Source organism: Candidatus Dactylopiibacterium carminicum (assembly GCF_014736495.1).
Taxonomy (GTDB): Bacteria; Pseudomonadota; Gammaproteobacteria; order Burkholderiales; family Rhodocyclaceae; genus Uliginosibacterium; species Uliginosibacterium carminicum.
Genome location: NZ_MDUX01000024.1, coordinates 1 through 22,851, shown reverse-complemented (window position 1 = coordinate 22,851; position 22,851 = coordinate 1). Strand labels below are relative to the sequence as shown.

The window sequence follows — 22,851 nt, the reverse complement described above, 5'->3', positions numbered from 1 at the left end:
CTAAGTACTATATCTAGAGTGTTTGTGAGTGCCTTTGGGTGCGCGACAGCGCAGTGATCATCACGAACGCGAAAAGGGGTTTGCATGGATCTGATCGAGATTGTCGAAAAGGAACCTTGCGGTACCGTCATCAAGGTCATTGGTGTCGGTGGTGCCGGAGGCAATGCAGTGGATCACATGATCCGCGAAGGGGTACAGGGAGTCGAATTCATCTGTGCAAATACCGATGCCCAGGCGCTGCGCCGTTCGCTGGCTTCGCGCAAGATCCAGCTCGGCAAGTCCGGCCTGGGGGCTGGTGCCAAGCCTGAGGCAGGCCGTGCCGAGGCACTCGAGGCACGCGAAACCATCGCTTCTGCGCTGCAAGGCGCACATATGGTCTTCATCACCGCTGGCATGGGTGGAGGGACCGGCACCGGCGCGGCCCCCGTGGTGGCTGAAGTGGCCAAGGAACTCGGTGTACTCACGGTGGCCGTGGTGACCAAGCCTTTCGATTTCGAGAATCGTGTCCGTGTGGCGGATAGCGGCATCGAAGAGCTCTCCCGTCATGTCGATTCGTTGATCGTGGTGCTCAACGACAAGCTGATGGAAGTGTATGGCGATGATGCCAGCATGGAAGAGTGCTTCCACAACGCCGACGACGTGCTGCGCAAGGCTGTGGGCGGCATCGCCGAGATCATCAATGTGCCGGGTCTGGTGAATGTGGACTTCCAGGACGTGCGTACGCTGATGGCCGAGATGGGCCGCGCGATGATGGGGTCTGCCGAGGCTTCCGGCATGGACCGCGCGCGTATCGCTGCCGAACAGGCTGCAGCGAGCCCGCTGCTTGAAGGCGTGGAACTTTCCGGTGCGCGCGGCGTGCTGATCAACATCACTGCCAGCCGTTCGCTGAAGATGTCCGAAGTGCGTGAAGCCGTGCAGACCGTGCGTGCGTTCGCAACTGAGGATGCCACGGTGTTCTACGGCACGGTATTCGACGATGCCATGGAAGATCGTATCCGCGTGACGGTACTGGCCACTGGTCTTGGTGCGCGTCGTGCCATGAGCCGTCAGCCGGTAATGCAGGTGATCCGTACAGGTACTGACGACGAGGGCGTCGAAGTTAACTACGATGAGTTGGCCATGCCTGCCGTGATCCGCCGCAGCACCCGTAACACGGTGCAGGCGATGAGCGATAACGGTTTCGGTACGTACGACATCCCGGCCTTCCTGCGCAAGCAGGCTGACTGATCGAGCAGATCGACCGAGAAAAGCCGGACGCGTGCGTCCGGCTTTTTACTGTCCGCCTCATTTTCACGTACTGAAATCATGAGCCGTCCATGAGTCGTCATTTCGCCATTGTTCCCGCCGCCGGAAGCGGCAGCCGCATGGGGGCTGAACGTCCCAAGCAGTATTTGATGCTCGCGGGCAAACCACTGCTGTGGCATGCACTGGCAACCTTGTGTGCGGTAACGCGCATCGAACAGGTCTGCGTGGTGCTCTCGCCTGAAGATGAGTGGTGGGCGGCTTTTGATTGGATCTTGCCAGGAGACAAGCTGCGGGTACTGCGCGTAGGAGGAGCGACGCGCGCTGAGAGCGTGACCAACGCGTTGCAGAGGCTGGAGGGTGAAGTTCGAGCGGACGACTGGATGCTGGTGCATGACGCCGCGCGTGCTTGTCTTGACGTCGCGCAGGTGGATGCGCTGATCGACACCCTGGCTGAAGACGAAATCGGTGGCTTGCTTGCGCAGCCTGTGGCCGATACCCTCAAACGGGCGAACGTCGATGTGCGTGTGGCGGCGACTATTTCGCGCGAAGCCATGTGGCAGGCGCAGACACCGCAGATGTTCCGTCACGGCTTGTTGCTCCGAGCATTGACGATGGCTCAGGGCGTGACGGATGAGGCAGGGGCTGTCGAGGCTCTGGGCCTGGCTCCGCGGCTGGTGGCGGCGGATGCGACGAATTTCAAGGTGACTTATCCGCAGGATCTGGCGCTTGCCGAGATCATCTTGCGAGCAAGGGGAAAGACATGAGCATTCCTTTTCGGATCGGTCAGGGGCTGGATGTACATCGCCTGGTTGAAGGGCGCAGGCTGGTTCTTGGCGGTGTCGAGATTCCCTACGAGAAAGGCTTGTTGGGGCATTCGGATGCAGACGCGTTGATGCATGCCATCACTGACGCCGTGCTTGGTGCAGTTGGCCTGGGTGACATCGGACGGCTGTTTCCCGATACCGATCCTGCGAATGAAGGCGCGGATAGTCGCAAGCTGTTGCAGGAAGCCATACGACGTGTGCATGAGGCTGGCTGGCTGGTAGTGAATATCGATGCCATGATCATTGCGCAGGCTCCGAAGATCTCGCCTTACGCGTCGCAGATGGTTGCCAACATCGCCGAAGATATTGGAATCGATGCCACTTGTGTCAATGTCAAGGGTAAGACCAATGAACGTCTCGGGCACCTTGGCAGGGGCGAGGGGATCGCCACGCAGGCGGTGGCCTTATTGATGCGTCGGAGTAATACGTGATCATCGGCACGCCGCAAGCGCGCGAGGGTGAGGGTGTTGCAGCCCTTGAGGCGCGTCTTGCGGCACTGCTCACGCAGGGCGCGCGCGGTCTGCTGATATTGGTTGGCGAAGGATGTGCGATCTCCCAGCGCGAGTGGGATTCTCTACTGCAGGGGCTGCCCGTTCCGGTTGCAGGAGGGATATTCCCGAGGGTGCTGTGCGAGGAAACTGTATCGCGCAATGGTGTCATCGCCGTCGGCCTGCGTCATGAGCCCGTGCTGCATGTGCTGGACCGTCTCGATCAGTCTGCACTGCAGGCTTGTCGGGATCTGCCGTGCAGTCTGGATGGCTGCGGCACCGTGATGCTCTGGTTCGACGGTCTGGCGTGCAGGGTGTCGCCCATGATCGAGCATGTCTATGACCGCCTGGGTCCCCAGCCACGCTATATAGGTGGTGGGGCGGGATCGATGGAACGTCGTCGGGCCTGTGTCTTCAGCAACAGAGGAGTCCTGCAGGATGCGGCAGTCCTGATGGGGTTATCTGCGCATCTGGGGATCGGTGCGCGACATGGCTGGAGACACCTGTTTGGCCCCTATCTGGTATCCGAAGCCCATGGACACGAAATTCATTCCTTGGATTTCAGGCCTGCAGCCCAGGTCTATGGCGAACAACTGACGCCCTTGTTGCGACAAGAGGAAACCCCCGCCAGCAGCTTCGAGTATTCCAGATCCTATCCTTTCGGAATCGAGCGCATGGATGGTAGCTTTCTCGTGCGGGACCCACTCCGGCGTACAGGGGACACATTGATTTGTGTGGGTGACGTTCCGAACCAAGCCAGTCTTCATATCCTGCATGGAGAACGCGCTGATCTGATGCAGGCATTGGTGGACGCTTGGCATGATGCGCAGGGAAATTGTAGTTCCGCGCCGGTGGCGGCTCTGCTGGTCGACTGTATGAGCAGCGGCCTTCATGCGGGCGACAGCTATCCGGAGCATCTGCAAGCATTGCGTACCCGGATGGTGCACGATGGCCAACACATCCCGTTGTTTGGGGTCCTCAGTCTCGGAGAAATCGGCAGTGCCCTTGGGGTCTGTCTTGAATTGCACAACAAAACCAGTGTTCTAGGTTTATGGCCTGATGCAGACGCGTAAATCCACCATCTGGCTCATGTCTCTGCAATGCGAGCTGTCGATGCGCATCGGCACCTCGCTGGATGTCTCCGAAATGCTGCGTGGATTCCTGGTGGTGCTGTCCCAGCGCCTTCAGTTGAGGACAACCCAGATTTGGCTGACACCGGTGACAATGGGTGCGCATCAGGTATATGCCTACCCTGCATGGAGTGTAAAAGCGTGGGAGATTACCCCGTGGAGGCAGGCGAATTGTGAAGGGTTCATGCTCAGTGGTTGTTTTGAGGCATTTCCGCTGGAGACGACAGCAGAGGCGGCCATACATGCGTTGAACATTGAAGGGGTCGGTGCCTTGTTCATGGAGAGCAGACCGGGCGCGATGCAACCGGATGCGTTTGCCGTAGTGCGAGGTCTGATGCCTCACTTGGCGCGTGCGATCTTTGCCTGTGCCGACCATCAGAACCGTAGCGCACTGCTTGAATTGAGCAGGGAGCAAAACCGGGCGCTGGAGCAGGCACGTCAACTGACGGAACAGACCTGGCGGAACAAGAGCGAATTTCTGGCCGCCATCAGCCATGAGATGCGCACTCCGCTCAACAGCATCCTGGGCTTTGCTGACCTGCTGCAGTTGGAGCTGGAAGATGGAGAGCTGCGGGATTACGCCCGGAGCATCCTGTCCTCTGGGCGGCATTTGCACGCGATGTTCAATGATCTGCTTGATCTGGCACGTCTGGATGCACGCAGATTGGTTCTGCATCCAGAGGACATCGTACTTGAGCCATTCTGCGCCGAACTGTGGGCACCAGTGGCGGTGTCGCTGCAAGCCAGGGGATTGGCAGGACGGATGAGTCTTGCGGCCGATCTGCCTGATCGCATCGTGGTTGACCCTGTCAGGTTGCGTCAGATCCTCGGAAACCTGCTAGGCAATGCATTGCGCTATACGCAGGAAGGCAGAGTCGACTTCGTGGTCTCCGTGTGCGACGGCTTGCTGGTCTTCTCCGTTCAGGATAGTGGTCCGGGTATCGCATCGGAGGAGCATGCACTGGTGTTCGAGCGTTTTCGTCAGCTAGGCGGAGGAGGGCGTCACTCTGAGGGTGCTGGCCTTGGGTTGGCCATTTCGCGAGAGCTTGCGGAGAACATGGGGGGCTTCATCACGCTGGACTCAGCTCCAGGGAAAGGGGCTGTGTTCACGTTGCGTTTACCACCCGTGGATCCCCAACTGACACTGCGGTGAGGTAAACGAAAAACCGGCCACAAGGCCGGTTTCTTGACGCCGGAGACTGAACGCTCAGACAGCCGGGGAAGCTTCTGCGGCGGGGGCTTCGGAAGCTTCAACAGCGGGGGCTTCGGAAGCTTCAACAGCGGGGGCTTCGGAAGCTTCAACAGCGGGGGCTTCGGAAGCTTCAACAGCGGGAGCTTCAACGGCCGGTGCTTCAACAGCAGGAGCTTCTTCCTTCTTGCCGCAAGCGGACACAACCAGAGCGATCAGGGCAGCGACGAGGAGAGACTGTTTCATTGTGGATATCCCTTGAAATAGGTGAAGAGCAAGGAGCAAAAATGCAGAATACCGGTTGGTTCCGGCTGCTCGAAATTATAGCAATTCAGAAAGAAAAAGGGAGCCGCAGAGAATAACCTTTAATTATCTCACGAATTCCTTCAGAAACACAAGTCAGGACTTGTCTTATTTTGTATGCCCATGATTTCTTAGAGGTTTGTTATTCGTTGCAAAACTTCCGGTCGAGACTAGAGCCTGTTCACAGTATCCGGAATGTGTTTACATTCTGGAATTTGGGTGTGAGCCATGGATCGGGGAATGTTGAACGACGCGCAATGGGAACGGATTGAGCATCTGCTTCCGGGCAAGCCGACGGACAAAGGCGGTCGGGCGGCGGATAACCGTCGTTTCGTGGAAGCGGTGTTATACACGGCACGTGTCGGAAACCCCTGGAGGGACTTGCCGACGCGTTTTGGGAACTGGCACTCGGTGTATGTCCGCTTTGCCCGCTGGGAGACATACGGAGTATGGGATCGCATTGCTCAAGCACTGCGCGGTGAGGCCGATCTTGAAGAACTCTTCATCGATTCGACAATCGTTCGAGCCCACCAACACTCAGCCGGTGCTCCCAAAAAAACGGTCCGCATCAGGACCAAGCCATCGGGCGAAGCCGTGGTGGATTGACCACCAAGATACACGCCTGCGTGGATGCACTGGGCAATCCGATCCGTCTGATCCTGACTGCGGGGCAAGAGGCCGACGTGACGCAAGGTGCGGCACTGGTGGCAGAGATTCCAACAGGCGCCGTCATTGCTGACAAGGGATACGACAGCGACGCTCTGATCGAAACCATTGAGGCCTCGGGGGCTCAGGCCATCATTCCGCCTCGGAACAACCGCACGATCCAGCGCGAAACTGACTGGCATCGCTACAAAGCGAGAAACCTCGTCGAGCGATTCTTCAACCGGCTCAAGCAGTTCCGTCGCTTGGCGACGCGTTACGACAAGCTGGCCAGTCGTTTCAGCGCCTTCTTGCATCTCGCATGCGCCTATATCTGGCTACTGTGAACACGCCCTAGAATCTCTTCCCTTTGTGTCTGGAGCGGATCTGCGTGACTGAAGTAGTCGTTGAATCACTGGATCACGAGGGGCGTGGCGTTGCGCACAATGATGGAAAAGTGATTTTCATTGAAGGCGCCTTGCCTGGTGAACGGGTCCGGTATGCCAGTTATCGGCGCAAGCCTGCCTATGAACAGGCCGTGCTCGATCACGTCATCCGCGAGAGTTCGCAGCGGGTGCTTCCACGTTGTCCGCACTTCGGCGTCTGCGGGGGATGCAGCATGCAGCATCTGGAGCCTCTGGCTCAGGTCGCAGCCAAGCAGCGCGTGCTTGAGGATGCGCTATGGCACATTGCACGCGTGCGTCCTGGCGTGATCTATGCGGCAATCCATGGACCTGCCTGGGGCTACAGGGACCGAGCCCGTCTGAGTGTGCGCTGTGTGCCGAGCAAAGGTGGAGTGTTGGTCGGCTTCCATGAGAAGAAGAGCAGTTACATAGCCGAGATGGACAGCTGCGAGATTCTGCCGCCCCACGTTTCTGCACTGCTCAGGCCCTTACGCTCATTGATTGCGGATCTCTCCATCCCAGACAGAATTCCACAGGCGGAGATAGCCGTCTGTGAAACAAAGACGGTGCTGGTGCTTCGTAACCTGCAGCCTTTCACTCGCCAGGACGAGGCTCGTCTGCTGGCTTTCGGTGAAGCGCGCAGCCTGGATATGTGGTTTCAGCCTGGAGGGCCAGAAACTGCGCGTCCGCTGCGTGTCGGAGAGCCTGCCTGGCTGGAATACCGCCTTCCCGAGTTCGATGTGCGGCTGCGCTTTCGTCCGACGGATTTCACCCAGGTAAACGTACACATCAATCGCTTGTTGATGCGCAGGGCGATGCACTTGCTGGCACCGGCGCCGGGCGAGAGGATTGCCGATCTATTCTGTGGCCTGGGAAATTTCAGTCTTCCCATTGCAGCTATAGGCGCACAGGTGGTTGGCGTCGAGGGTAGTGAAGCCTTGGTGGCACGTGCGTCGGAGAATGCGCGGTTGAATGGACTCGAGCAACGCACTCGTTTTCTGACCAGTAACCTGTTCGAAACCAGCGAGAAGAGTCTGGCCGAGCTTGGTCCTCTGGATAAGCTGCTGATTGATCCTCCGCGCGAAGGGGCTATTGCTGTGTGTAAAGCGTTGGGGGAGCAGGCTCCGCGGCGCATTGTCTATGTCTCTTGCAATCTGGCCACGTTGGCGCGCGATGCGGCTGTGCTGGTGTATGAGAAAGGCTACCGTTTGCTGGGTGCGGGCGTCGCGAATATGTTTCCGCAGACCTCACACGTGGAATCCATCGCTTTGTTCGAGCGCGCATGAAAAAAAGCCGCACCATAGGGGGGCGGCTTTTTCGTTTGATCGGCTTCTGGATCAGTCGCGATCGCCGCCGAAGATGCCCAGGATCTGCAACAGACTGACGAAGATGTTGTAGAGATCCAGATATACGGCCAGCGTGGCAGTGATGTAGTTGGTCTCGCCACCGGTAACGATGCGGTTCAGATCGTAGAGCAGCCAAGCCGAGAACAAGCCACAGCAAATGACAGACAGGGCCAGATGCAGAGCCGGGACCTGAAAGAACAGGTTGGCAACCATTGCCAGTACCAGCAGTATCGTACCGATGAACAGGAATTTGCCCATGCCTGAGAGATCTCGCTTGATGCTCGAAGCGAGAACGGACATGCCGAAGAAAATAGCGCCTGTGCCGCCGGCAGCCAAGGTGATCAGTGTGCCACCGTTGGAGAAGCGCAAAGTCCATTGCAACGTGTTCGACAGCATCAGCCCCATCACGAATGTGAAACCGAGCAGCAATACCACTCCCACTGGGCTATTGCGTTTGGCCTGGATCGCGAAAATGAGACCGAACATCACGCCCAGCATCAGCAATGACCCCATGATGGGGCTGCCTTGGAACAAAGCTGCGAAGTTGAACTGGATACCCAGCCAAGCGCCAGCCAGTGTCGGGATCATCGACAGGGCCAGCAGGTTGTAGGTGTTGCGCAGGACACGATTGCGCGTCTGCGCAGTATCCAGTGTTACGTCGTTGGAGTAGCTACGGATTTCCATGTCAGTGTCTCCGGTTGTAGGGGGCAGCGCAGCCGTCCTGCTGCAAGCAGAAGGCAGCCAATGGACATCAATGGAGCAGGGAAGTTCCTGCATGTGGCGGAGACTGTGAGATTCGAACTCACGGAGGGCTTTCACCCTCGGCGGTTTTCAAGACCGCTGCATTCAACCACTCTGCCAAGTCTCCACAGGGCGGGCATTTTGCCTTGTCGGGCCGTTTCAGTCCAGCGGCTTCAGGACTTGGCTGCCGGGCCGGCATCGGCCCAGCAATTCGGTGTTTCATAGATACGCACGTTTTCCAGGCGCAGCGTCTTGTCACACAGTTCGGCAATGCGAGGGGCCAGAATGGAGAAGGCTTTGGCCGCCAGATTTTCCGCTGTGGGAACAATATCCAGGATGACTGTGCGATGGTCGGGCAGACTCGCTAGAAACTCGATGATCTGGCGATCGCCTTCATAGGCAAGGAAGGCATGGTCCCAGCAATCGACGATGTACTCCCGTACCACTGTTTTTACTTCCGAGAAATCCACCACCATGCCATTGCGGGGGTTCCCATCCATACGCGTGATGTCCCCGGATACGGTGACTTCGATGGCATAGCGATGGCCGTGCAGATGGCGACAAAGGCTGCGATGGTCAGGGATGCGGTGGCCTGCGTCGAATTCCAGGCGGCGGGTGATCAGCACGGTAGGGTCCAAAATCTGAGCTGGGGGAAGCGCGTAATTGTAGCGCAGCAAACGAAAAGCCCCGCTCGGCGGGGCCGGAACGGGGCTGGCAAAGGGGGAGGAGAAGCTTACTTCTCTTTTTTCTTGGCCTTGGCTTCCTTCTTGAGCGTCTTGTACAGATCGGAGCGATGGGCGCGCAGGTACTCGATGACTTCGTAGTCATCCTTGCGGATCTTGTCGATATCCACATGTTCGATGTGCACCAGGCGAAGAAGCGCTTGCACGGGGCGTGGAATGCTGCGGCCGCTCTCATAACGGGAGCCGCCACTCTGGGTCACACCCAGCTCCGACCAGAATTCAGATTGGTTCAAGCCCAGTTTGCGACGGATTTCCCGTACGTCGATGTCTTCCAGGGTTTTCATGGGTTTTCCTCTTTCAGTTGTGCGTGTAAAGGGTTGGTGAAGGATGTACCGCGTAACGTCATGCTGGCCCGTGCGTTGCGCGCATACAACTTTAGTTGTAGCTGTAATAAGTATAGGCCGGTATCCTGAATGCATTCAAGGTCGATCCTTCGTGGCGGCGGAAAAGGTGCCAGGCTTTCCCTGAAGCGCATCTCGAGAGGAGAGAGCTTATGTTTCATGGATTTCACGACGCACTTCTGATCAACATGGCATGACGGGAGTTTCGTCGCGAAGCAATTGTTTGCAGTCATGCCTGCTGCTTGGGTGGGGTGTTGAGCTGGTAGCGCTGTCGCCGTGGTCAGTTGCTTCGCGCTAAAATCCTCGTTTTCCCATTTCGTTGACGGATCGAGTATCCAAGATGGCACTGATTGTTCAGAAGTACGGTGGCACGTCGGTGGGTTCGCCCGAACGCATCCGCAATGTCGCCAAGCGCGTTGCCAGGGCGCACGCCGAGGGGCATCAGATTGTGGTGGTAGTTTCGGCCATGAGAGGTGAGACCAATCGCCTCATCGCTCTGGCCAAGGAAGTCCAGTCCAAACCAGATCCTCGCGAGCTGGATGTCGTTATCTCGACCGGCGAGCAGGTCACCATCGGTCTGTTGAGCATGGCATTGCAGGCCGAGGGCATCAAGGCGCGCAGCTATACCGGATCGCAGGTACGCATCCTGACTGACAGCTCTTTCACCAAGGCCCGCATCCTGCGGATCGATGAAGAGCGCATGCGTCGGGATCTGGATGATGGTTGTGTGGTTGTTGTCGCGGGTTTTCAGGGCGTTGATGACGCGGGGAACATCACCACGCTGGGGCGTGGTGGGTCGGACACCACAGGGGTTGCGCTGGCAGCCGCTTTGCATGCTGATGAGTGCCAGATCTATACCGATGTCGATGGCGTCTATACGACAGACCCTCGCATCGTGCCGGAGGCGCGCAAGCTGGATCACATCACCTTCGAGGAAATGCTGGAGATGGCCAGTTTGGGCTCCAAGGTGCTGCAGATCCGTTCGGTCGAGTTCGCAGGCAAGTACAAGGTCAGACTGCGGGTGCTCTCCAGTTTCCAGGATGGAGGCGAAGGCACCCTGATCACTTTCGAGGAAGATATCAAGATGGAACAGCCGATCATTTCCGGCATCGCCTTCAACCGTGATGAAGCCAAACTCACCGTGCTGGGCGTACCTGATCGCCCTGGCATTGCTTATCAGATCCTCGGGCCGATCGCGGATGCCAACATTGATGTAGACATGATCATCCAGAATGCTGGTCAGGATGGCAGTACTGATTTCTCCTTCACGGTGCCGCGTGGCGAGATGGAGCGCGCGCTGGGCATTCTCGAGGGTGTGAAGGCACATGTGGGTGCGCGCGAAGTGCGTAACGACCGTTCGATGGCAAAGGTATCCGTGGTTGGCGTGGGGATGCGCTCCCATGTCGGTATCGCCAGTCGGTTGTTCCGCACCTTGGCGGAGGAGGGCATCAACATCCAGATGATCTCCACTTCGGAGATCAAGATTTCCGTCGTAATCGACGAGAAGTATCTGGAGCTGGCGGTACGCGTTCTGCATAAGGCTTTCGGGCTGGACCAGGCCCCGGCGTGAAAGTACTGCCGCATGATTGACGGCGAGCCCTTCGCCAGCTAACATGCGCGCTCTTTTGCGGATGGAGAGTTGGCCGAGAGGTCGAAGGCACTCCCCTGCTAAGGGAGCATACGGGCTAAAACCTGTATCGAGGGTTCGAATCCCTCACTCTCCGCCAAAAAAAAGCGCACTAAAAAGTGTTGCAAAAGCGCTGAAGTTAGTTCATAATCTCAATTCTTCGCATTGCGCCCGTAGCTCATCTGGATAGAGTACTTGGCTACGAACCAAGGGGTAGAAGGTTCGAATCCTTCCGGGCGCGCCAATTCAAAAAAGCCGCTGATTTCAAAAGAATCAGCGGCTTTTTCCATTTTCATGCCGCTTTTCGCTGCTGCGCGTGTCACGGGGGGCGCAGTATGATGCGGGCTCTTGTGTTCTGCCATTGCGACAATGTCGACCGAGATCCCGTTGCCTTCCATCCTGCGTACAGTTCCCGCCGACCCCGGGCAGGGGCAAACACTGGCGTTGATCGAGGATTCCGCCGGCTTCGTCAATCGTGGTCTGGCTTTGCTCTGGCGGACAGAGCTGCCCGTATCCGATGCTACTCAATCACAGGCGCTGCAGGCGATCAAGCTTGATCGGGCAGGGGAACTCGCTGCGTTGTTGCAGGAAAGCCCAGCACTGCTCCATGCAGTGCCGGGTGGTTGTTTGCTGATTGAAACCGCTGCGCAGTAGGGGGCCAAGGCGTGCCTGGGTGTTTTGCTGGAGCATGGCGCAGCAGTCGAAGGGCGTGCTGCGGCCGGCATGGCTTCCCCCTTGTTGATGGCGCTGGAAGCGGGGCATGCGGCGGCAGCTGCGTACTTGGTCGAGGCCGGCGCAGATCCGGATGCCTGCCTGCCCGAGAGCAAGGAGTCCGCGTTGCATCTGGCCGCTGCGCGCGGTCTGGATGATCTGCTGGCTGCATTGATTGGTGCGGGGGCGACGTTCGATATCCAGAGTGCTCGGCATGCGTATGACGACGAGCTGGGCGTGCATCTTCTGGGGACGCCCCTGCATGTTGCCGCGCTGAATGACCGGGCAGGCGCTGTTGCCCTGCTGCTGAAGGCTGGCGCGGCTTTCGACAGCGTAACGCCAGACGGCCGGCAACCTTTGCATTATGCTGCGGCCCGCGGTGCGCTTGGGGCAATCGAGATCCTGTTGGCAGCCGGTGCCGATCCGGATGCTCTTGATGACAGTCTTGAGGATGGGCTCAGCCTGCATCTTTCTCCTCTGCATTACGCAATCCTGAATGCACATGCCGAGGCTGTCGCACTGCTGTTGTGCTACGGTGCGGATGCCAGTCAAATGGAGTCCGGTAGTGGCGAGACGCCACTGCAGATGGCTTTGCAGGGCGGAGAGCGCGATGCCCTGGTCTCCCTGCTCGAGTCCACGCGGCGGAGGGAGGAAGTGCATAGTGTCTTCAGCCGCATGGATGACTGCTTCCTGAACTGCTCAGACACGGCCTATCGCGAGGCGCAATCCTTCCTCAACAATCTGCTGGCTGAATCGGCCGATGTCCAGCGCAGCCTGCTGGTCCTTTTTGACTGGCTTGCACAGATGCTCGGCGCCGAGCAGCGGCCCTACCTTGCACGCGCCTATCGTGCGAGGATGCGTGCATGAACATGTTCAACTGGCTCAGCAGCGACAAGCCCGCGCCCGAGGCCCTGGAGCTGGAGGCCAAGCTGCATCTGCTCGAAACACTCGAAGAGCAGTACGCCGAAGTACAGACGGAATACGTCACCTTGCAGAATGCGTTGGCGGCATTTAAAGCAAGATACTGGCGACGCGTGGGGGAGCTATATGCACGCCTGGACGCCTTGCGAGCGGAAAACGCGCGTCTGCGCGCGCGCCTGACGCCACGGGATGCCCAGCGACAGGCCGCCGTCAATGCTGCATCGGCACAAGCCAACGCCAGTGCCGACGCGGCACGGGCCTTCGAGCTGGAGCCGGGGGAAGAACACTTCGCTCCAGATGAAGAGCTGCGCAAGTATTACCGTATGGCGGCGCGCATCGTTCACCCGGATCGTGCCGATGACGAGGCGGACCGCAGTCTGCGCGACGACATCATGGCGCGCATCAATGTTGCCTATCGTGCTGGGCATGTGCACTCCATCCAGGCGCTCATCGACGAATATCAGATGCGTGCCCGTCCGGCGGCCGATGACGCAGCCACTCGCCTGATCCGCACAATCCGCCTGCTGGCGCGTGTACGCGAGCAGATCGGGGAGATTGGCGAAGCCATTCGCCTGTTGCGCGATTCCAGCCTGCATCGTCTCTACTCCACGGTGTGCGAAGCGGAGGCGCGCGGTGAGGACAAACTCTCTCTCATCGAGCAGGGCGTGCGGCGCGATATTGCTCAGGCGGAGCGTGAGCAGACACAACTGCAATCACAGCTCGGAAGGCGGGAAGAGCCGCTCCAGGTGGTCGTGGCGTCCGAGGCTGCGGCGTCGGTCGTGCTTGTGGAGGCTCTGTCGCAAGAGGCGTCGGCGGGCGTGGCCGCTTCAGGGCAGATCTGCAGTGCTGCGGAACTGGAGATTGCGCGATTACTCGACGAGATGGGACTCAACTACTCCTATCGGGCGGTACTGCAGGGCGATCCTCCTCCCGACGGACGCGAGCCCGCCTTCACCATCCGCGATGCCAGACAGCAGCCATGGCTGTGGGAGCATCTGACCGCTCTGGAAAATGCCGAGCAGCGTGAGCAATGGCAAGCACGTCAGGCCTGGTTGTCGGCGCGCGGCTTCGAGGTCGGAATCAACCTGTGCGTCACACGCGACGAGCCCGATGGGAGTTTCGATGCTCCCCGCCTGCGCAAGGTGGCGGAATACATCCGCAGCCAGTGCGGTTGATGTACTCCTCTGCACGGAAGCAGCAGGCGCTTCGGCCTACGAATCGGCCTGTCAGTTGTCAGTAGGTATGTTCAGGGGCAGGGAAACTGCCATTCTTCACGGCTGCAGCATAGGCAGCCACGGCTGCATCGACGTTAGCCGCGCCTTCCATGAAGTTCTTCACGAAACGGGCCTTCTTGCCGGGATACACCCCCAGCATGTCATGCAGGACTAGCACCTGCCCGTCACAGTCCTTGCCTGCACCGATACCGATGGTGGCCATCTGCTTCAGCGAGCGGGTGATGTCGGCACCCAGCTGCGCGGGCACCATCTCCATGACAACCATCGTTGCACCGGCAGTTTCCAGCGTCAGGGCATCTGCCTTCAGTTGCGCTGCCGCCGCTTCACCCCGGCCTTGCACCCGATAGCCGCCCAGTTGGTGTACGGATTGCGGTGTCAGCCCGATATGCGCACAGACTGGCACGCCGCGCTCGACCAGAAAACGTACGGTTTCGGCGATGTATGCACCGCCCTCCAGCTTTACCATCTGGGCGCCGGCAGCCATCAGACGCACCGCGTTGCGAAGCGCCTGTGCCGGGTTTTCCTGGTAGCTGCCGAAGGGCAGGTCGGTGATTACCCAGGCGCGTTGCGTACCCCGGGCGACACATTCGGTGTGATAGACCATGTGTTCCATAGTCACCGGCAGGGTGCTTTTCTGTCCCTGAACCACGTTGCCCAGGGAGTCGCCTACCAGCAGCACGTCCACCCCATTGCGTTCGCACAATGCGGCGAAGCTGGCGTCGTAGGCAGTCAGCATCGCGATCTTCTCGCCCGCTGCACGCATGCGCGCCAGTTCGGCGAGGGTAACGGGTTTGCTGTTTTCGAGGTAGCTCATCGTGACTTCTGTGGAAGACTTGTCCGCGAGGGGCGCATTGTCTTCCAAAGCGGGGCATTCGGGCATCCAGAGTTCTTATGGCGCCATGCGCCTGTTTTGAGCGCCTCAGGCGTAGCTGAAGTATTCGCGATACCCGCGCATGGCTTGCAGGCGCTGCAGGATCAGCTCGAAGTCGTCATCTTCATCGACCGGATTGAGCACCTCGGCGTTAATCACGAACAGGGGCGCCGAGTCGAAATCATGGAAGAAGCGCGCATAGCGCTCGGAAACTGTGGCGAGGTAATGTTCGGTGATGCGTCGTTCGGCATCCAGTCCGCGCTTGCGTACGCGTTCGATCAGGGTATCGGGTTGGGCCTGAAGGTAGATCACCAAGTCCGGGCGTAACGGTGCCGGCCGCAGTTCGGTAAAGAGACGTTCGTAAAGACGGGTTTCGTCTTCATCGAGGTTCAGTCCGGCAAACAGCGGGTCCTTGTCGAGGATGAAATCGCTGACCACCCGCTGGCCTGCATCCAGTGCCCGGACAGCCTCACCCAGCAGGGCCGTGCGCTGGAACAGGAATTCGATCTGGGTGGCCAGCGCCCAGCGTTCGCGGTCGGCATAGAAGCGTGCCAGGAAGGGGTTGGCCTCGGGCTGTTCGAGGATCAGATCTGCGTTCAGCCGTTCCGACAGGCGCCGCGCGAGGCTGGTCTTGCCGGCCCCGATGGGGCCTTCGACGACGATATGGCGTGCCTTGTCGAGCATGCGTCAGCTCCTGAAGATGAAGTACACCGCGCCTATCATGCACAGCGTGGCCCACAGATAGTCGAGCTTCAATGGCTGCTGCATGTAATACACGGAGAAGGGTACGAACACCGCCAGGGTGATCGCTTCCTGCATGATCTTGAGCTGGGCGATGGAGAATTCCTGCACACCGATGCGGTTGGCCGGCACCTGCAGCAGGTATTCGAACAGCGCAATGCTCCAGGCGATGAGCGCAGCGATGAACCACGGGCGGTGCTGCAGGTGTTTGAGGTGGCCATACCAGGCGAAGGTCATGAAGACATTCGAGGCAATGAGCAGGCCGGTGGTCTGCAACCAGACGGGGATGGCGGGCATGACTCAGTTGGGCAGACGGCGGATGTGCTGATCGGGCAGCACCGCCAGCAGCTCGCCGACGAAGCCGCGGCCCGGGATGTGGGCTTCGCGCGCCAGTTCGGACAGCGGAATCAGCACGAAGGCGCGTTCGTGCATGCGCGGGTGAGGCACATCCAGATCGGCCACATGGATGCACTCATGGCCGTAGAGCAGCAGATCCAGGTCCAGGGTGCGGGCAGCATTGCGGCGGCTGCGCTGACGGCCGAATTCACGCTCCACCTGCAACAGCATGTCGAGCAGTTCGCGGGCGCTGAGGCTGGTATCCAGCGCGGCGACGGCATTGACGTATTCCGGCTGGCCTGCCGTATCCTCACCCAGCGGCGCACTCGCATACAGACTGGAGTGAGTGATCAGCCGGCAGCCCGGTTGGGCACCGAGCCGCGCGATGGCTTCACGCAGCGTCTGTGCGGGGGTGCCGAGGTTGGCACCCAGGCCTATCCAGGCAATGGTAGCCACGGCGTTCAGGCCTCCTCGGCCGGTACCGGCGCCTGGTCGCCGCGTGGTTTGCGGCGGCGCGGGCGGCGTTTGCGCGTACCTTTTGTCTTTTTGTCGGCGACCAGCAGCGTTTCGCGTTCACCGGTGTCGGCATGCGCAAAGTTATCCCACCAGTCAGGCAGTTCCATGTCGATCTCGCCGGATTCCGCGCGCAGCCGCAGGAAATCGTAGCCGGCGCGGAAGCGTGGCTGTTCGATGAGACGGAAGGGGGCCTTGCCTGCACGCTTCTCGAAGCGCGGTTGCAGTGCCCAGATTTCGGTGATGTCGGCCGCGATGCGGCGTGTGATGGCAAGTTTTTCGGCTTGTGAGGCGAGCACTTCATCCATCGCTGCGAACAAGGCCGGCTGGGTATGTTCGCCGGCTTCGCGGCGAGCCTTCCAGGCCTTCAGCACTTCGTTCCATAACAAGGTGGCGAACAGGAAGCCAGGCGAAATAGGTTTGCCCGCGCGGACGCGGCTGTCCGTGTTCTCAAGGGCCAGCCAGACGAAACGCGCCCCTTGTGGCTGCTCCAGGATCACGTCGAGCAATGGCAGCAGGCCCTGATGCAGACCTTCGTCACGCAGCCGCTTGAGGCTCACCACGGCATAGCCGCTGGCAAGCAGCTTGAGCATTTCGTCAAACAGGCGTGCGGCCGGCACATTGGCCAGCAGCGGGCCCAACTCGCGGATGGGACGGCGCGCGGCCGGATCAAGGATCAATTCGAGCTTGGCCGCCAGGCGCACGGCACGCAGCATGCGCACCGGGTCTTCACGGTAGCGTGCGTCCGGCTCGCCGATCACACGCATGGTTTTCTGCTTGAGATCGGCCACGCCATGGTGGAAGTCCAGCACGGTTTCCGTGGTCGGGTCGTAATACAGGGCGTTGACCGTGAAATCGCGCCGTGTGGCGTCTTCCTCGATGGAGCCCCAGACGTTGTCCTGCAGTACGCGGCCGTGCTCGTCGGTCTCGGTATCGTCGTCGTGCAGCGCGCGAAAGGTGGAAACCTCGATGGTTTCCGGGCCGAACATCACATGCACGATGCGGAAGCGACGGCCGATGATGCGTGAGCGGCGGAAGATGCGACGCACTTCTTCAGGCGTGGCATTGGTGGCCACGTCGAAATCCTTGGGATCGATGTGTGCGATCAGGTCGCGTACCGCGCCACCGACCACGTAGGCCTTGAAGCCCGCCTCCTGAAGCCCTGCGCAGACTTTGCGCGCTGCCGATGAAACCATCTCGCGCCGGATGCCGTGCTGCTCGACCAGAATACTGGCCGCCTGGGCCGTGGGGGCGCCGGGCGCCTTGCGGAATACCTTGCGCAGCAGTTTTCGGATCATGCTCGTGAGCGTCTTGGGCGCGTGCCCGGTCAGGTTGGTTCGGATGAAGGCGGCAAGTATATCGCCATCGCCATGCGGGCGTATCGCTTGCCGCTTTCAGCTATTTTGGGATCAGGCGTGCAGGATGATGCCTTCGCCGGCGCCGTCCTCATCCCGGCCGCGCAGGCTGATGATCGGCCAGCCGAGGCTTTCGGCGCGCAGGCGCAGGGCCGGGCAAGGATCCACGGCCACCGGCTCGCTGACCCGTTCCAGCAGCGGGATGTCATTGGACGAATCGCTGTAGAACCAGCTCTTATCGAAGCTGGAAAAATCCAGGGCCATCGATTCCAGCCAGGCTTCCACGCGTGCGATCTTGCCTGCGCGGAAAGCCGGGATGCCGCGTGGTTTGCCGGTGAATAGGCCGTTTTCGAGCGCTGGGATGGTCGCGATCAGATGTGGCACATGATAGAAGTAGCGCACGATCGGGGCGGTGATGAAGGCATGCGTGGCAGTCACCACCGCGCACAGGTCGCCCTGATCGATGTGCCAGCGCACCAGCTCCTGGCCCAGCGGATTCACCATGCCGAAGATCACGTCGTTCATGAAACGGTCGTGCAGTGCCTGCAGTTCTTCGCGCGGTTTGCCGGCCAACGGGGCGAGCACGAATTCCAGGAAGGCGTCGATGTCCAGCGTGCCGGCTTTGTACTGTTCATAGAAGGCGTCGTTCCGAGCCTTGTATTCGGCGGCGTCGACGATGCCCTGGTCGCACAGGAACTGGCCCCAGGCGTGGTCGGAGTCGCCGTCGAGCAGCGTGTTGTCGAGATCGAAGAGGGCGAGATTCATGTTCTGGAAGAGGATAAAAGGGGAAAAGGGAAGGAGATGCTGAGCGGGGGAATTTTACCGTTCCCTCTCCGCCCTTCCTCCTGAGCAATATCTAGAAAGGCAGCTCGGGTTCGCAATCCTCACGCAGGATCTCGCGCAGCAAGGGCAGCGTGACCGGGCGGGCCTGGGTCAGCGAGGCTTCATCCAGTGCGTCGAGTACGGCCATCAGCCAGCGGGCGTCGCGGCGGCCGTGGCGCAGCAGGTATTCGACGATATCCGCTTCCAGCATGAAGCCACGTGCGGCGGCGTGCTGCATCAACAGCAGGCCCTTGGCGGTATCGTCCAGCGGCTGGACCTCGAAGATCAGTGCCTGGCCGATGCGGGTGCGCACATCTTCACGGATGCGCAGATGCTGCGGCGGTGCGTTGCCGGCCAGGATCAGGCTGCCCTGCGCTTCGCGTGCCTGGATCAGCGCACGGAATAGCGCGGCCTGGCCGGCTTCGTCGAGTTGCTCCACATCATCCACGGCAACCAGCGCTCCCGCTGTGATCTGCAGCTCGCCAGCCCGATCGGCGGACAGGTAGCGTGCCGGGCGGCAAGCTTCGCGCACGGTGGCCTGCAGCAGATGGCTGCGTCCCGAGGCCGGCGCTCCCCACAGGTACAGCCAACTGCCATCCTGTGCGCCGGCTTGTTGTCGCAGCGCTGCCAGCAGGGCCTGGTTGTCGCCGGTGACGAAGCCGTCCAGTGTCGGCTCCAGCCGCGGGCGTACGTCCAGCGTCAGTTGCTGCATGGCGGTGCGGTGAGGAAGGAAGGCGCAAGGCGCGCGGAGTGGAGCATCGGACGGCAGGCGCGTGGGTTGCGGGAAAGGGCGGATTTTACCGGGCTGCCGGTCAATGCTCCAGCCGGTGGCGCACAGCCACGCGATGCTCGTCGAGCAATTGCAGCAGGGTGGCGTAGCGGCGTTCGCTGAAGTCACCGGCATCGCGTGCGGCACGCAGCGCGCAGTCCGGCTCTTTCAGATGTTGACAGTCTCGGAAGCGGCAACTGCCCAGCAATGGGCGGATTTCCAGGAAGCCGGTTTCGATTTCCCGTTGCGACAGATGTGCAAGGCCGAAACTTTGCAGGCCGGGGCTGTCGATCAGGAAACCCCCCGATGTCGTGTCGGCGGGCAGCGGATACAGGCGTGCGTGTGTGGTGGTGTGTTTGCCTGAATCCAGCACCGCCGAGATTTCGCGTGTGCGGGCTTCGGCGTCCGGCACCAGAGCGTTGGTGAGTGTCGATTTGCCCATGCCGGATTGCCCCACGAGCAGGCTGGTGTGGCCGGCCAGGCGGTTGCGCAGCACCGCCACGTCTTCCCGGGCGGAAAGTGCCAAGACCTCATGGCCGGCACGTACGAAGATTTCCAGCTGCGCGCGCGCGGCGGGCAACTGTGCGACGAGGTCGCACTTGTTCAGCACGATCAGCGCCGGAATGTCCTGCGCGTCGGCGGCAACCAGACAGCGCGTGATCAGTTCGTCCGAGAAACCCGGTTCGGTGGCCACCACCACCACTACCTGGCTCACGTTGGCCGCGATCAGCTTTTCCTTCCACTGGTCTGCGCGATAGAACAGGCTGCTGCGCTCGCGGATGCGTTCGATCACGCCCTGGTCCGCGCTGGTGAGCGCGATCTCCACGGCGTCGCCACAGGCCACTTCACTCTTCTTGGCGCGCGGTACGCACAGCAGTTCGCGCCCATCCTCCAGGCGCACGGCGTATTGGCGACCGAAGGCGGCAACCACCGTGCCGGTGAGCGGCTGACTCATACCGCAGCCGCCTTCAGCCGGCCGATGCGGATCGCGGCGGGCGGATGCGAATCGTAGAACAGCGAATGCAGCGGGTCTGGCGTCAGCGTGCTGGCGTTGTCGCGATAGAGCTTCACCAGCGCGGATACCAGATCCTCTGCACGTGCATTGGCGACCGCGTAGGCGTCCGCCTCGAATTCATGCTTGCGCGACCAGAAACTCATCAGGGGCGTGAGCGGGAAGGTGAAGGGGCCGAGGATCAGCGAGAACAGGATCAGGGTGAGCGCTTCGCTCTGCGCCGGTACGCCCAGCCCTGTGAAGAAGGCCGGTTGTTGTGCCAGCCAGCCCAGGATCGCGAAGAAGGCCAGTGACAACAGCGCGAACAGCACCAGGCGCTGCACGATGTGGCGATGCTTGAAGTGGCCCAGTTCGTGCGCCAGCACGGCTTCCACCTCCTCCGGCGTGAGCGCCTTCAGCAAGGTGTCGTAGAACACGATGCGCTTGGCCGCGCCGAAGCCGGTGAAGTAGGCGTTGCCATGCGCGGAGCGGCGCGAGCCATCCATCACGAACAGCCCCTTGCTCTGGAAGCCGCAGCGCGCGAGCAGCGCATTGATGCGGGAAACCAGCGATTCATCCTGCAGCGGCTCGAATTTGTTGAACAGCGGCGCGATGAACAGCGGATAGATCACCATCGCCGCAAGGTTGAAGGCGATCAGCAGCGCCCAGGTCCACAGCCACCAGCTGGCGCCCATGCTGCGCATCAGCCACAGCACGCACCATAGCAGGGGGGCGCCGATCAGCACGGTCAGCAGGGCGCTCTTCGCGGTATCCGCGATGAACACCGCCGGTGTGGTCTGGTTGAAGCCGAACCGGGCTTCGAGGCCGAAGGTCTGGTAGAGCGTGCCGGGCAGTTCCCACGCGAAGGAGAGCACCGAAAGCAGGCCGAACAGGGCCATGCCGTGCCACAGGCCGGCGGGATCCAGCCATTGCGCCAGCCAGCCATGCATCCATTGCAGGCCACCGCCCAGCGTCAGCACCAGCAGCCAGATGAGGCTCCAGGCGAGATCGAGGCGGCCATAACGCCCCTTGGCCAGTGTGTAGTCCGCCGCTTTCTGGTGCGCCGGGAGCCCGATGCTGGCCGCGAACTCGGCCGGCACCGCCGCGCGATGCAGGCGTACATGGCGTGCCTGGCGCAGCGACAGCCACAGGCGGATGCCGTTGGAGACCAGCAGGGTGAACAGGAAAAGGGCGGTGACCGTGGATGCGCTCATGGGTGGGTACGAGGTGGGCAGGGGCTACGTGCGAGAATGCGCGCTTTGCAAGCGCGGGAGGATTATATGGCACAGGATGCGAACAACCTGGTCTGGCTGGACATGGAGATGACCGGCCTGGAACCGGATCGCGACCGCATCATCGAAATCGCGATGATCGTCACCAACGTGAATCTCGAAGTGATCGCCGAAAGCCCGGTAGTGGCCGTGCATCAGCCGGATGAAGTGCTGAATGCAATGGACGACTGGAACAAGAACACCCACGGCAAGTCAGGCCTGATCGAGCGCGTGAAGGCGTCACGCATCGACGAAGCCGCCGCCGAGGCGCTCTATCTGGAATGGATGGCGCAATACGTGCCCAAGCGTACGACGCCCATGTGCGGCAATACCATCGGACAGGATCGCCGCTTCATGGCGCGCTACATGCCGACGCTTGAAGCGTACTTCCACTACCGCAATCTCGACGTTTCGACGCTCAAGGAGCTTGCGCGGCGTTGGCATCCCGAAGTGTTCAAGGGTGTGAAGAAGAGCGAGGCGCACACCGCGCTGGCCGACATCCGCGAATCCATCGAGGAACTGTGCTACTACCGCGCCAATTTCCTGCGCCTGCCGGAATGACTTCCAAGACACACCCCTCAATCGGGGGGATCCATCAAACCGTTCGTGGTGAGCCTGTCGACCATGACGGTTTGCCCGCGCGCCCTTGATGCTCTCGACCACATGCGCAGCGGGCCAGGCTCAGTCGAGGAACTTGATCGCGGTGTAGCGTGCGTTCTGTTGTTCGGTCACGGGGAAGCCGAAGCCCATGCCGAAACCACTGTGGCGGCCACCGAACACGCTGCCGATGCTGACGCTGCTGTCGGCCTGGCGGCTGGTGACCACCTCGATCAGCGCATCGGCACCGATCTCGTGGGCTTTCTTCGCGACCTCGCTGGAAATGCGTCTGTGCTGGTCATCCACTGTGGAGCTCACGCTGTCCTCGATGTAGCCCAGGATCTTGTAGCGCCGGTCGGGCTCACCGATGAACCAGACATCCAGACCTTCGTACTGGAAGCGTGAGCCTCCCTTGCCCTGATGCACATTTTCGCGGGCTTCGTGAGGATAGTAGTTGGCAGTGGCACAAGCGCCCAGCAGCAGGGCAAGTACGGCGAGTGCTAACAGGCGGGGAAAGTTCTTCATGGGCAGTCTCCGTCTAACGGGGCGGATGATGATACAGACCGCCGTTTGCGTGGTCCGTTCCACGAGGGGCTGGTGGCAGGCACTTGCGAGCCGGCAGATGACTGGCACCAGACCCTAGAGCCTGTTCACAGTATCCGGAATGTGTTTACATTCTGGAATTTGGGTGTGAG

Annotated in this window: 25 protein-coding genes and 3 tRNA genes; 14 read left to right on the top strand and 14 right to left on the bottom strand. The window is 60.5% G+C overall.

The window, feature by feature from the left end:
- Window positions 1–90 precede the first annotated feature (90 nt).
- The 7 genes from ftsZ to rlmD all read left to right on the top strand — a co-directional run bounded on the left by ftsZ (window position 91) and on the right by rlmD (window position 7,511).
- Entirely contained in the window at window positions 91–1,227 is a 1,137-nt protein-coding gene (ftsZ, locus tag BGI27_RS08890; RefSeq protein ID WP_095524539.1) for a cell division protein FtsZ, read from the top strand.
- Between the two features lie 89 nt (window positions 1,228–1,316).
- Complete coding sequence (gene ispD, locus BGI27_RS08885) at window positions 1,317–2,009, top strand: 2-C-methyl-D-erythritol 4-phosphate cytidylyltransferase (protein WP_095524515.1); 693 nt, start codon at window positions 1,317–1,319, stop codon at window positions 2,007–2,009.
- Window positions 2,006–2,500 carry a 2-C-methyl-D-erythritol 2,4-cyclodiphosphate synthase gene (gene ispF / locus BGI27_RS08880; protein ID WP_095524514.1) on the top strand — a complete coding sequence of 165 codons (495 nt, stop codon included), beginning with the start codon at window positions 2,006–2,008 and terminating at the stop codon, window positions 2,498–2,500. Before ispD ends, ispF begins: the two co-directional genes overlap by 4 nt.
- The gene (locus BGI27_RS08875; protein ID WP_095524513.1) at window positions 2,497–3,630 is read left to right on the top strand and encodes an FIST signal transduction protein; all 1,134 of its coding nucleotides are present in this window, start codon (window positions 2,497–2,499) and stop codon (window positions 3,628–3,630) included. The genes ispF and BGI27_RS08875 overlap by 4 nt, the downstream gene beginning before the upstream one ends.
- Window positions 3,617–4,840: a sensor histidine kinase gene (locus tag BGI27_RS08870; RefSeq protein WP_095524512.1), complete on the top strand. Its 1,224-nt coding sequence runs from the start codon at window positions 3,617–3,619 to the stop codon at window positions 4,838–4,840. The genes BGI27_RS08875 and BGI27_RS08870 overlap by 14 nt, the downstream gene beginning before the upstream one ends.
- A gap of 567 nt (window positions 4,841–5,407) precedes the next feature.
- A protein-coding gene (locus BGI27_RS08865; protein WP_095524510.1) for an IS5 family transposase occupies window positions 5,408–6,168 on the top strand; the annotation gives its coding sequence in 2 pieces (ribosomal slippage) (window positions 5,408–5,729 and window positions 5,729–6,168; 762 coding nt in all).
- A gap of 44 nt (window positions 6,169–6,212) precedes the next feature.
- Window positions 6,213–7,511 (top strand): 23S rRNA (uracil(1939)-C(5))-methyltransferase RlmD, encoded by a 1,299-nt coding sequence (rlmD, locus tag BGI27_RS08860; protein WP_095524509.1) that lies wholly within the window; start codon window positions 6,213–6,215, stop codon window positions 7,509–7,511.
- A 51-nt stretch (window positions 7,512–7,562) separates the two neighbouring features.
- On the opposite strand, the gene BGI27_RS08855 is transcribed toward rlmD, so the two are convergent.
- The 4 genes from BGI27_RS08855 to BGI27_RS08840 form a co-directional block, all read right to left on the bottom strand.
- Window positions 7,563–8,255, bottom strand: a complete 693-nt coding sequence (locus BGI27_RS08855; RefSeq protein ID WP_095524508.1) for a Bax inhibitor-1/YccA family protein — start codon at window positions 8,253–8,255, stop codon at window positions 7,563–7,565.
- A 94-nt stretch (window positions 8,256–8,349) separates the two neighbouring features.
- Window positions 8,350–8,439, bottom strand: a tRNA-Ser gene (locus tag BGI27_RS08850).
- A gap of 46 nt (window positions 8,440–8,485) precedes the next feature.
- The gene (queD, locus tag BGI27_RS08845) at window positions 8,486–8,938 is read right to left on the bottom strand and encodes a 6-carboxytetrahydropterin synthase QueD (RefSeq protein ID WP_095524538.1); all 453 of its coding nucleotides are present in this window, start codon (window positions 8,936–8,938) and stop codon (window positions 8,486–8,488) included.
- A gap of 107 nt (window positions 8,939–9,045) precedes the next feature.
- Window positions 9,046–9,339, bottom strand: coding sequence for a helix-turn-helix domain-containing protein (locus tag BGI27_RS08840; RefSeq protein WP_095524507.1), 294 nt, complete (start codon window positions 9,337–9,339; stop codon window positions 9,046–9,048).
- A 397-nt stretch (window positions 9,340–9,736) separates the two neighbouring features.
- Between BGI27_RS08840 and BGI27_RS08835 the strand changes: the two genes are divergently transcribed.
- From BGI27_RS08835 to BGI27_RS08810, 6 genes are all read left to right on the top strand, one after another.
- Complete coding sequence (locus BGI27_RS08835) at window positions 9,737–10,966, top strand: aspartate kinase (RefSeq protein ID WP_095524506.1); 1,230 nt, start codon at window positions 9,737–9,739, stop codon at window positions 10,964–10,966.
- 63 nt (window positions 10,967–11,029) lie between these two features.
- Window positions 11,030–11,123, top strand: a tRNA-Ser gene (locus BGI27_RS08830).
- 67 nt (window positions 11,124–11,190) lie between these two features.
- Window positions 11,191–11,267, top strand: a tRNA-Arg gene (locus tag BGI27_RS08825).
- Window positions 11,268–11,392: 125 nt separating this feature from the next.
- Window positions 11,393–11,677, top strand: a complete 285-nt coding sequence (locus tag BGI27_RS08820; protein ID WP_095524505.1) for a hypothetical protein — start codon at window positions 11,393–11,395, stop codon at window positions 11,675–11,677.
- Between the two features lie 69 nt (window positions 11,678–11,746).
- A complete protein-coding gene (locus BGI27_RS08815) occupies window positions 11,747–12,601 on the top strand; it encodes an ankyrin repeat domain-containing protein (RefSeq protein WP_141239780.1) in 855 nt (284 codons plus the stop codon).
- Window positions 12,598–13,830, top strand: coding sequence for a J domain-containing protein (locus BGI27_RS08810; RefSeq protein WP_095524503.1), 1,233 nt, complete (start codon window positions 12,598–12,600; stop codon window positions 13,828–13,830). Before BGI27_RS08815 ends, BGI27_RS08810 begins: the two co-directional genes overlap by 4 nt.
- A gap of 58 nt (window positions 13,831–13,888) precedes the next feature.
- Here BGI27_RS08810 and panB read toward each other — a convergent pair whose 3' ends face one another.
- From panB to BGI27_RS08765, 9 genes are all read right to left on the bottom strand, one after another.
- Window positions 13,889–14,704, bottom strand: coding sequence for a 3-methyl-2-oxobutanoate hydroxymethyltransferase (gene panB, locus BGI27_RS08805; RefSeq protein WP_095524502.1), 816 nt, complete (start codon window positions 14,702–14,704; stop codon window positions 13,889–13,891).
- A 105-nt stretch (window positions 14,705–14,809) separates the two neighbouring features.
- A complete protein-coding gene (locus tag BGI27_RS08800; protein WP_095524501.1) occupies window positions 14,810–15,445 on the bottom strand; it encodes a deoxynucleoside kinase in 636 nt (211 codons plus the stop codon).
- Between the two features lie 3 nt (window positions 15,446–15,448).
- Window positions 15,449–15,799: a DMT family protein gene (locus BGI27_RS08795; RefSeq protein WP_223871710.1), complete on the bottom strand. Its 351-nt coding sequence runs from the start codon at window positions 15,797–15,799 to the stop codon at window positions 15,449–15,451.
- Window positions 15,800–15,802: 3 nt separating this feature from the next.
- On the bottom strand, window positions 15,803–16,294 hold the full coding sequence (gene folK, locus BGI27_RS08790) for a 2-amino-4-hydroxy-6-hydroxymethyldihydropteridine diphosphokinase (protein WP_223871709.1): 492 nt from the start codon (window positions 16,292–16,294) through the stop codon (window positions 15,803–15,805).
- 5 nt (window positions 16,295–16,299) lie between these two features.
- Window positions 16,300–17,649: a polynucleotide adenylyltransferase PcnB gene (gene pcnB, locus BGI27_RS08785; RefSeq protein ID WP_095524500.1), complete on the bottom strand. Its 1,350-nt coding sequence runs from the start codon at window positions 17,647–17,649 to the stop codon at window positions 16,300–16,302.
- A 111-nt stretch (window positions 17,650–17,760) separates the two neighbouring features.
- Entirely contained in the window at window positions 17,761–18,471 is a 711-nt protein-coding gene (locus BGI27_RS08780; RefSeq protein ID WP_095524499.1) for a histidinol-phosphatase, read from the bottom strand.
- A gap of 91 nt (window positions 18,472–18,562) precedes the next feature.
- Window positions 18,563–19,240: a DnaA regulatory inactivator Hda gene (gene hda / locus BGI27_RS08775; protein WP_095524498.1), complete on the bottom strand. Its 678-nt coding sequence runs from the start codon at window positions 19,238–19,240 to the stop codon at window positions 18,563–18,565.
- A 100-nt stretch (window positions 19,241–19,340) separates the two neighbouring features.
- Window positions 19,341–20,252, bottom strand: coding sequence for a ribosome small subunit-dependent GTPase A (gene rsgA, locus BGI27_RS08770; protein WP_095524497.1), 912 nt, complete (start codon window positions 20,250–20,252; stop codon window positions 19,341–19,343).
- Window positions 20,249–21,502 (bottom strand): M48 family metallopeptidase, encoded by a 1,254-nt coding sequence (locus tag BGI27_RS08765; protein WP_095524496.1) that lies wholly within the window; start codon window positions 21,500–21,502, stop codon window positions 20,249–20,251. Before BGI27_RS08765 ends, rsgA begins: the two co-directional genes overlap by 4 nt.
- A gap of 66 nt (window positions 21,503–21,568) precedes the next feature.
- Between BGI27_RS08765 and orn the strand changes: the two genes are divergently transcribed.
- The gene (gene orn / locus BGI27_RS08760; protein WP_095524495.1) at window positions 21,569–22,120 is read left to right on the top strand and encodes an oligoribonuclease; all 552 of its coding nucleotides are present in this window, start codon (window positions 21,569–21,571) and stop codon (window positions 22,118–22,120) included.
- Between the two features lie 120 nt (window positions 22,121–22,240).
- Here the strand turns inward: orn and BGI27_RS08755 are convergent, their stop codons facing one another.
- On the bottom strand, window positions 22,241–22,681 hold the full coding sequence (locus BGI27_RS08755; RefSeq protein WP_095524494.1) for a hypothetical protein: 441 nt from the start codon (window positions 22,679–22,681) through the stop codon (window positions 22,241–22,243).
- Window positions 22,682–22,851: the final 170 nt, after the last annotated feature.